The following is an 8,959-nucleotide window of genomic DNA, read 5'->3' as shown; positions in this document are numbered from 1 at the left end:
ATCTAAAAGAGAAATTTCATATTTTTTGTCATACGAAAACATTTTATTAATCTCTAACAAATGAAATACAATAAATATAAGTTTCTGAATATTCTTTCGTTTTGTTAGAGTTTTCTAACTTTCTTTTTATTCTTTTTTGGACTTGTTTTGCTACTCATATTCAAGAAACAANNGGAAATTGAAAAAAATAATGTAAAAACTGAAAACGTTTACTCCGAAGTAGCGAAATCCCCAGAATTTAAAGAACTATTAAAGGCGAAAAGAAAATTCATTTTACCTATGTCAATTTTCTTTTTATGCTTTTACATCGCTTTACCATTAATGACGTCTTATTCTAAAGTTTTGAATTCGAAAGCGATTGGTGATATTACCTGGGCTTGGATTTTTGCTTTTGCGCAATTCATTATGACTTGGGGATTATGTATGATCTATCATAAAAAGGCAAAATCATTCGATGAAATGTCTGAAGGAATTGTGAAGAAGTTAAATAAAGGAGGAGAGTAATTTTGAATACGTATGCCTTTACGCTATTTTTAATCATTGTACTAGGGACACTCGTCATTACATATTACGCTTCTAAAAAAACGAAAGATGCAAAGGACTTTTACACTGCAGGTGGCGGATTGACAGGCTGGCAAAATGGACTTGCAATTGCAGGTGACTATATGTCTGCTGCTTCATTTTTAGGTATAGCCGGCGCAATTGCTTTAACTGGATTTGATGGCTTTTTCTATAGTATCGGCTTTCTAGTTGCTTATCTTGTTGTACTTTATTTGGTAGCAGAACCATTAAGAAATCTTGGTAAATACACTTTAGCAGATATGATTGCTGCAAGATTCGATCAAAGAAAGGTACGAGGTGTAGCAGCTTTAAATACAATGACAATTTCTATTTTCTATATGATTGCACAGCTAGTAGGTGCAGGAGCACTGATCAAATTATTATTAGGAATTGAGTATACAACTGCAGTATTAATTGTAGGTGTACTAATGACTGTGTATGTAATTTTTGGTGGTATGACAGCTACAAGCTGGGTGCAAATTGTAAAAGCTGTACTCCTAATGCTTGGAACTTTAGTCATTTCAATTATCGTATTTGCAAAATTTGACTATAGTATTACAGAAATGTTTAGTCAAATGAAAACCGCAACTCCTTTGAAGGAGACTTTTTTAAATCCTGGTGTGAAATATACAAATGGCTTAGATACACTTTCGTTAAATATAGCCCTTGTACTTGGTACTGCGGGTTTACCTCATATTCTTGTTCGTTTCTTTACCGTACGAGATGCAAAAACAGCTCGTAAATCTGTTGTGTATGCTACATGGTTGATTGGTGCTTTCTATATTATGACGATTTTCCTTGGTTTCGGCGCCGCAGCATTTGTAGGGAACGCGGAAATTATTAAAGCAAATCCAGCTGGAAACATGGCAGCACCTTTATTAGCAGAAGTATTAGGCGGTAATTTCTTATTTGCCTTTGTATCAGCAGTTGCATTCGCTACGATCTTAGCAGTAGTAGCAGGCTTAGTCTTAACTGCGGCATCTGCTTTTGCTCATGATTTCTATAATGAAATCCTAAGAAGAGGTCAGGCAACTGAAAAAGAACAAGTATCAATGGCAAGATATGCATCTATTGGTGTAGCTATATTGTCAATCATTCTAGCGATTTTTGCACAATCATTAAACGTTGCGTTTTTAGTTTCCTTAGCATTTGCAGTTGCTGCAAGTGCAAATCTACCAGTTATTTTATTTACAATTTATTGGAAACGATTCAATACTACAGGAGCAATTGTGGGAATGTTAACAGGCTTGCTTTCTGCGATTATATTAGTAGCAATCAGCCCAAATATTTGGAGTCCTATTGAAGGAAAAGCTATTTTTGTTGGTGATCCTTTAATCAGTTTAACGAATCCTGGAATCATCTCTATTCCTTTGGGCTTTATTACGGCATTTTTAGGTACAATTCTTTCAAGTAAAAAAGAAAACGAAGCAAAGTTCGATGAGATTTTAGTTAAATCAAATACTGGTCACGGTGTTGAAGGGGTTTCATCTCATTAAACGATTAACGAATGGTTCAGTAGAATCATTATAGGTCGGAAAATAAAAAGCTGAAGGAGCGATTCCTTCAGCTTTTTACATTATGATTTATTCTTCATTTTGTCTTAATTTCAATGGTTTTGTAGAAATAATACTCGCGATATTTTTACTAATCAGTTTGTTATTTTTTCGATTTTCAATTCTAGCTTTTGCAATCTCAGCTAATTCTCTTTCTTCTTCAGTTTCTAGAATGATTGATGGAACTGGTACAGTTTTGTCATCCTTCATCCCTACAAATGTTAAGAATGAAGTAGCAGCAACTCTGCGCTCTCCAGTTAATAGATTCTCTGCAATAGCTTTTACAAAAATAACCATTGATGATCTGCCCGTTAAAACAATAAATGATTCATAAGATATACAATCTTGTTCAGTTACTGGATGTAAAAAGTCAACGTGATCGATTGACGCTGTTACACATTTTGTTCTAGCATGCCTAGAAGCAGTAATTGAAGCTGTCATATCCATATCGGCTAGAATTTTCCCCCCGAATAATGTACGGTGATTATTTAAATCAGTAGGGAATACGCGAATAATTAAAGTAGCACGAGATTCGTGGCAATATTTTGAACTCATAAGCAGCTCACACCTTTTTTTAGAATATTTCTATTTTCACCAAACTAAAAAGCTGATAAGCATGGTTTTATAAAATAGATTCATTTATAGAAATAGTTAATTCATGATAAAAGAGAATTAAAAATTGCAGAAAGTAAAATCATAGAACTAGGTGATTTTATGTATAGAATTGGTTCTCGAGTAGTGAAAACTGCTTTAGGTAGCTCAGTGGCTATCTTTATTGCTCAAACGCTGGGTTTAAGTTTTTACGCTTCAGCGGGCATATTAACAATACTTTGTATTCAACCTACTAAGAGGCGATCTTTAGAAACAGTATTACGACGATTCTTAGCATGCATGTTAATTATAATGTTTTGTTTCATGATATTCCACTTAATAGGTTATAATCCCTTTGCTATTGGATTACTATTATTATTTTTTATCCCCACTTTGGTTTATTTAAAAATTCAAGAAGGGGTTATTTCCAGTGCAGTCATTATGCTTCATTTATATGGTTTAGAAAAAATGACATTAGCAATCGTAGTCAATGAAATATGTATTATTACAGTTGGGATGGGTATTGCACTGTTATGTAATTTATATATGCCAAGTTTGGAGGATGAAATAAAAATATATAAAGAACAAATTGATTCAAAGTTTTGTTTTATATTCGAAAAAATTTCTATTTTTTTAAATGATCCTTCCAAAAGTAGCCATTTAGAAGAATATGAAGAAACATGTGCTTTGCTAGATAAAGCAAAAAAAGTTGCTAAACTCGAAATGGAGAACCATTATATACGAACGACAAACGACGAAGACTATGATTATTTTTTAATGAGAGAAAGACAGTTAGTCATTTTAAAAAGAATCATTCACACATTGTCAGTCATTCAAGTAAGTAACGAACAATCGGATATTTTAGCAAGTTTCTTTAAAGATTTATGCTATTCATTAAATCCTAGAGTTACTGGTGTAATTTGTATTCATCAATTAGAAGAAATTTATAAAATGTTTCGATCAATGCCACTACCTCATACACCAGATGATTTGGAAACACGGGCTTTTATACTGATGATCATTCATGAAATGGAAAGTTTTTTGGTTATGAAAGCTAAGTTTAAGGAAAAATACGCTAAAAGTGTTTAAGAGGGAGGTAGGAGTACTAATTTGCTTAAGCTTGTTATTTCACTATTTCTTGTCATTAGTCCGGTTTGGCCACTCGGGCAAAACCCAAAGCTAGGAGATCCATTTATCATTATTAATAAGAAAGTAAATCAATTAGCCTTTATTGATGACGGGAAAATTCAAAAAGTATATAAAGTTGCAACAGGAAAAACAAGCGACTTGACACCTGAGGGTATGTTTAATGCTATGTATAAAGCTAAGTTTCCTTATTGGAAGAAAAAAAATATTCCAGGAGGCGATCCAAAAAATCCATTAGGATCGAGGTGGATTGGATTTGATGCACTCAACACTAACGGATCAATTTATGGAATCCATGGTAATAATGATCCATCTTCAATTGGTAAATACATATCAAATGGTTGTGTAAGAATGCATACAAATGATGTAAATGAGCTTTATGACAAAACCCCATACGGAACAAAAGTTTTTATTACAACTACCACAAAAACATTTCTTCAAATAGCGAAAGAAAAAGGAGCAATTAAATAAAGAAAAGGTTGCGTAAAACTAGTAAAATCCAGTTTCACGCAACCTTTTTTGATTGTTTATAGAAATGAAGAGATTCCTGCTAATAAAGTAGTCGCAAGCATTGAAATTAACATGATTATAACGACGATTTTTTGTGTTTTTTTTCTCATATGTTCATTACCACCTTACTAATTAAATAAACTTTCACTTTAATTTATTAAAAATTATACAAGTCTTGTCCCATTTTAGCATATGAATGATAGAAAAGCATTTGTTTTGAGGGAGAGGACAAGCAATGTTCATAAATATTGATCATATGGCAATTTGTGTAAAAGACTTAAATAGTAGCATTTATAAATATGAAACTGAATTACAGCTAAATTGTTCTTATCGAGAAATTGTTGAAGAACAAGGTGTGGAAGTTGCATTCTTTAAAACGGCAAATGTAAATATTGAATTAATTCAACCACTTTCTCCTATTAGCCCAGTTTATAAATATATTGAAAAAAAAGGTGAAGGACTGCACCATATAGCTTTTAGAGTTGAGAATATTGACAAAGCCATTACAGATTTAAAAAAACGTCAATTTCATTTGCTTCAGGATACACCTCGAAAAGGTAGCCATGGTTCGAAAATATTTTTTATTCATCCAAAACAATTTGGAATGTTAATTGAAATTGTAGAAAAAGGAGACCTTTGAGATGAGTAAATATGATGCAATCTATGAATTGTATGAAAAAAAGTCTGAAGTTGAGCTTGGTGGAGGTTATGAACGGATAGATAAACAACATGAACGAGGAAAATACACGGCTAGAGAACGAATCGAACTATTACTAGATGAGAATAGCTTTGTTGAGTTATATGCGTTTGTACAGCATCGTTGTACTGATTTTGGAATGGACGAACAAAATGGCGCATGTGATGGTGTCGTAACTGGATATGGGAAAATTAAAGGAAGAACAGTTTTTGTATTTTCACAGGATTTTACAGTGTTTGGTGGAGCGCTAGGTGAAATGCATGCTAAAAAAATAAGTCAATTGATGGACATGGCTGTTCAATGTAAGGCACCAATTATTGGATTAAATGATTCCGGTGGTGCACGGATACAAGAAGGGGTTTTATCCTTAGACGGTTATGGTCACGTTTTTTATCGCAATACGATTTATTCTGGAGTCGTCCCACAAATTTCCGTTATTATGGGTCCATGTGCTGGAGGAGCTGTATATTCACCAGCGATTACTGATTTTGTCATTATGGTCAATGAAAGTAGCCAAATGTTTATAACAGGACCAAAAGTAATAGAGAGTGTGACTGGAGAAAAAATTTCTGCAGAAGATTTAGGTGGTGCAAAGGTTCACAATGAAATAAGCGGAAATGCACATTTTCAAGCGAAAACAGAAGAGGAAGCACTTCGTGTTGTTAGAAGTTTATTAGACTATTTACCTTCACATTGGGAAGAAAAAACACCTAGTTATTCAAAAAATGATAAAGATTTAGAAGATTTATTAGACTGTATTCCAGATGACAGTAGTCGCCCCTATGACGTGAAAAATATTGTTTCAATGATCGTAGATGATGAGTCTTTTTTAGAAGTACAAAAAGATTTTGCTAAAAATTTAGTAATCGGATTTGCTAGGGTAAACGGAGAAGTTGTAGGGTTAGTTTGTAATCAACCGAAAGTAATGGCTGGGGGATTAGATATCCATTCGGCAGATAAGGGAGCAAGATTCATTCGTTTTTGTGATAGTTTTAATATTCCTCTTATTACTTTTGTTGATGTAACTGGATTTTTTCCCGGTGTAAAACAAGAGCATGGAGGTATAATAAGACATGGTGCGAAGCTGTTATATGCATATTCTGAAGCGACGGTCCCAAAAATTACAGTTATTACTAGAAAAGCTTTTGGTGGTGCATATGTAGCTTTAAATAGTAAGTCAATTGGAGCGGATTTAGTTTTTGCTTGGCCAAATGCTGAAATTGCAGTTATGGGTGCTGCAGGAGCTGTTAATATACTTTATGGCAAGGAAATCAGTCAGAGTAAAAATCCTGAAGTTCTACGAGCTGAATGGATGGACCAATACAAAGAAAAATTCTCTAATCCATATGTAGCAGCAAAATATGGATTAGTAGACGATGTGATTGATCCTCGAGATACTCGTAAAAAGTTGATTCAGTCATTAGAAGTATTAAAAACGAAAAATGAAAAGCGCCCAGCCAAAAAACATGGTAATATACCCTTATAGACATTTTTCTACATACTTTTATTGGAGGCGTATCACATATGATTAATGAACAACGTATAGTTGACGAATTTTTAGAATTAGTACAAGTTGACTCTGAAACTAAGTTTGAAGCTGAAATTGCAAAGGTTTTAAAACAAAAATTAGAAGCGCTTGGAATGAATGTATTTGAAGATGACACAATGGGTGTGACTGGTCATGGTGCTGGTAACATTATTGCAACTATTCCTGCTACAAAAGAAGGAGTAGATGGTATTTTCTTCTCTTGTCATATGGATACAGTAACACCAGGTAAAGGCATCAAACCTTCAATCGTTGATGGTAAAGTAGTAACTGATGGCACAACAATTCTTGGTGCTGATGATAAAGCTGGTATCGCTGCATTTTTAGAAGCGGTTAAAGTAATCAAGGAACAAAATATTGAACATGGTGAAATTCAATTTATCATTTCTGTTGGTGAAGAATCAGGATTACATGGTGCAAAAGCAATGGATCCAAAATTAATCACAACTAAATTTGGCTATGCTTTAGATAGCGATGAAGAAGTAGGAAATATCATTGTAGCTGCTCCAACTCAAGCGAAAGTAATCGCTACAATTTATGGGAAAACTGCTCATGCTGGTGTAGCTCCAGAAAAAGGTGTTTCTGCAATTACAATCGCTTCAAAAGCAATTGCTAGAATGCCATTGGGTCGTATTGACGAAGAAACAACTGCTAATATCGGTCGTTTCGAAGGCGGAAGTGCAACAAACATTGTATGTGATCAAGTGAATATTCTTGCAGAAGCTCGTTCATTAATTGGCGAGAAAATGGAAGCACAAGTTGCTAAAATGAAAGCTGCATTTGAAGATGTAGCATCAGAAATGGGCGGACGTGCGGAAGTTGAAGTTCAAATTATGTATCCAGGATTCAAATTCGGTGAAGGTGATCATGTTGTAGAAGTAGCAAAACGTGCTGCTGAAGCAATTGGTCGTACACCAGCATTACAGCAAAGTGGCGGTGGTTCTGATGCGAATGTATTTGCAGGACACGGCTTCCCAATTGTGAACTTAGCAATTGGTTATGAAGAAATCCACACAACAAATGAAAAAATGCCAATCAAAGAATTAGTTAAATCTGCTGAAATGGTTATTGCAATTGTTAAAGAAGTAGCAAAATAATAATATACAAAAAGACGAAACGAATGTTTCGTCTTTTATTTTTTATTGATTAAAAGAAATAACTTTATATAAATCGTTTGTATATTCTAGTATGGTGATACTCGAGTTTTTTATTTCAACTTGAATATCTAAGTCTTCGGAAAATTTTCTAACAATATTTCTAATAATATTTCCATGAGTGACAAGTAAAATATTTTCAACTTGATTCGAGCTTTCAGATACGACTTCATTTAACCCTATTTCTAATCGTTCCCATAATTCGTGATAATCTTCTGCATGATGATATGGATCAGATTTTTTTATGAAATTCGTTATTTCTTCAAGTGAATGATTTCGAAACATTTCTTTAAAGTTATCATAACCTTGTTCATTTGCTACTTTACCTAACGCAATCTCCGAAAATTCTCCCTCAAAACTACCGAAAAATGTTTCCCGGAATGCTTTTCTTTTTTGAATGGCAGGTATCTTATATTGATTTTGTTGAAGTAGGATTTCTGCAGTTTCAACCGTACGGCCTGAATCGCTAGTATATACTCGATCGAAATGTATAGTAGAAAGCTTTTTGCCAGCTTCAATTGCCACCAACTTACCTTCTTCCGTTAAAGGGCTATCAGCCCAACCTTGCATTCTTTTGTATCGATTTAAATACGTTTCCCCGTGTCTAATACAGTATAAATTTATTTTCTTTTCGATTGAAACCACCTCATTTTTAAATGTTTAGTTCTTAATATATTTTATAATTTTCAGTATTTTAAAACAAATTATTTGATGTGGCATGAAAAATTCAAATCAGATGATGTATAAACTAAGTGAATCTACTAATGAATTTCAGAAAGCAAAAAGGAAACAATAAGATTCTTACAATAAATAAAGAATTAGTAACAATATTATGTATATTAAATATTATACTAATAAAACGTTGTGTGTTTTTGTATATTTATTTGTACTAATGGATGTTTATTTATAACTTGTTTTATGTTGATATTATTGCGTTTTTGTTAGGAGTTATTTAAAAAATGATTTTATTAACATTATTTTCGTTATTGTGATATAATACCTATACAAAATATGAAACCTTTTTCACTTCCAGTTTAAAAAGAATGATGGGGGGAGAATAATGAAGCCTAATCTTACTCCTATTAAAAAGCAAAAAAATAGAAAATACTATTTTACAATTCAGAAGAAATTTTGGTTTAGTCACACGATGTCGTTCATGTGGTTATTACTTTCAATATATTTATCATTACCATGGTTATAT

Annotated in this window: 10 protein-coding genes; 7 read left to right on the top strand and 3 right to left on the bottom strand. The window is 33.1% G+C overall.

Annotation, left to right across the window (positions count from 1 at the left end; genetic code table 11):
• The first annotated feature begins 156 nt into the window (after positions 1–156).
• Together V7056_RS16980 and V7056_RS16975 are read left to right on the top strand one after the other, a co-directional pair.
• The gene (locus V7056_RS16980; protein ID WP_499703592.1) at positions 157–504 is read left to right on the top strand and encodes a DUF485 domain-containing protein; all 348 of its coding nucleotides are present in this window, start codon (positions 157–159) and stop codon (positions 502–504) included.
• 2 nt (positions 505–506) lie between these two features.
• The gene (locus V7056_RS16975; protein WP_499703591.1) at positions 507–2,057 is read left to right on the top strand and encodes a solute symporter family protein; all 1,551 of its coding nucleotides are present in this window, start codon (positions 507–509) and stop codon (positions 2,055–2,057) included.
• An 87-nt stretch (positions 2,058–2,144) separates the two neighbouring features.
• On the opposite strand, the gene V7056_RS16970 is transcribed toward V7056_RS16975, so the two are convergent.
• Positions 2,145–2,669: an acyl-CoA thioesterase gene (locus V7056_RS16970; RefSeq protein ID WP_499703590.1), complete on the bottom strand. Its 525-nt coding sequence runs from the start codon at positions 2,667–2,669 to the stop codon at positions 2,145–2,147.
• A 159-nt stretch (positions 2,670–2,828) separates the two neighbouring features.
• Between V7056_RS16970 and V7056_RS16965 the strand changes: the two genes are divergently transcribed.
• A complete protein-coding gene (locus tag V7056_RS16965) occupies positions 2,829–3,794 on the top strand; it encodes an aromatic acid exporter family protein (RefSeq protein WP_499703589.1) in 966 nt (321 codons plus the stop codon).
• A gap of 21 nt (positions 3,795–3,815) precedes the next feature.
• Positions 3,816–4,322, top strand: a complete 507-nt coding sequence (locus tag V7056_RS16960) for a L,D-transpeptidase (protein ID WP_499703588.1) — start codon at positions 3,816–3,818, stop codon at positions 4,320–4,322.
• A 56-nt stretch (positions 4,323–4,378) separates the two neighbouring features.
• Here V7056_RS16960 and prli42 read toward each other — a convergent pair whose 3' ends face one another.
• Positions 4,379–4,471, bottom strand: coding sequence for a stressosome-associated protein Prli42 (gene prli42 / locus V7056_RS16955; RefSeq protein WP_499703587.1), 93 nt, complete (start codon positions 4,469–4,471; stop codon positions 4,379–4,381).
• A gap of 125 nt (positions 4,472–4,596) precedes the next feature.
• Between prli42 and mce the strand changes: the two genes are divergently transcribed.
• Genes mce through V7056_RS16940 form a run of 3 tightly spaced genes read left to right on the top strand, consistent with a single transcriptional unit; the run spans position 4,597 to position 7,701 of the window.
• Complete coding sequence (mce, locus tag V7056_RS16950; protein WP_499703586.1) at positions 4,597–5,001, top strand: methylmalonyl-CoA epimerase; 405 nt, start codon at positions 4,597–4,599, stop codon at positions 4,999–5,001.
• Between the two features lies 1 nt (position 5,002).
• The gene (locus V7056_RS16945; RefSeq protein WP_499703585.1) at positions 5,003–6,544 is read left to right on the top strand and encodes an acyl-CoA carboxylase subunit beta; all 1,542 of its coding nucleotides are present in this window, start codon (positions 5,003–5,005) and stop codon (positions 6,542–6,544) included.
• Positions 6,545–6,582: 38 nt separating this feature from the next.
• Positions 6,583–7,701: a M20/M25/M40 family metallo-hydrolase gene (locus V7056_RS16940; RefSeq protein WP_499703584.1), complete on the top strand. Its 1,119-nt coding sequence runs from the start codon at positions 6,583–6,585 to the stop codon at positions 7,699–7,701.
• 42 nt (positions 7,702–7,743) lie between these two features.
• Here the strand turns inward: V7056_RS16940 and V7056_RS16935 are convergent, their stop codons facing one another.
• Complete coding sequence (locus V7056_RS16935; protein ID WP_499703583.1) at positions 7,744–8,403, bottom strand: histidine phosphatase family protein; 660 nt, start codon at positions 8,401–8,403, stop codon at positions 7,744–7,746.
• Between the last annotated feature and the right edge of the window lie 556 nt (positions 8,404–8,959).

The organism is Bacillus sp. JJ664 (genome assembly GCF_036962205.1).
Taxonomy (GTDB): domain Bacteria; phylum Bacillota; class Bacilli; order Bacillales; family Bacillaceae_G; genus Gottfriedia.
The sequence above is the reverse complement of the archived record's forward strand: the minus strand, read 5'-3'. Positions and strand labels throughout refer to the sequence as shown.

Bases quoted from the DNA above. Each gene is read 5' to 3' on its own strand.
- mce (WP_499703586.1), top strand. From the start codon at position 4,597: ATGTTCATAAATATTGATCATATGGCAATTTGTGTAAAAGACTTAAAT.
- V7056_RS16965 (WP_499703589.1), top strand. From the start codon at position 2,829: ATGTATAGAATTGGTTCTCGAGTAGTGAAAACTGCTTTAGGTAGCTCA.
- V7056_RS16940 (WP_499703584.1), top strand. From the start codon at position 6,583: ATGATTAATGAACAACGTATAGTTGACGAATTTTTAGAATTAGTACAA.
- prli42 (WP_499703587.1), bottom strand. From the start codon at position 4,471: ATGAGAAAAAAAACACAAAAAATCGTCGTTATAATCATGTTAATTTCA.
- V7056_RS16945 (WP_499703585.1), top strand. From the start codon at position 5,003: ATGAGTAAATATGATGCAATCTATGAATTGTATGAAAAAAAGTCTGAA.
- V7056_RS16970 (WP_499703590.1), bottom strand. From the start codon at position 2,669: ATGAGTTCAAAATATTGCCACGAATCTCGTGCTACTTTAATTATTCGC.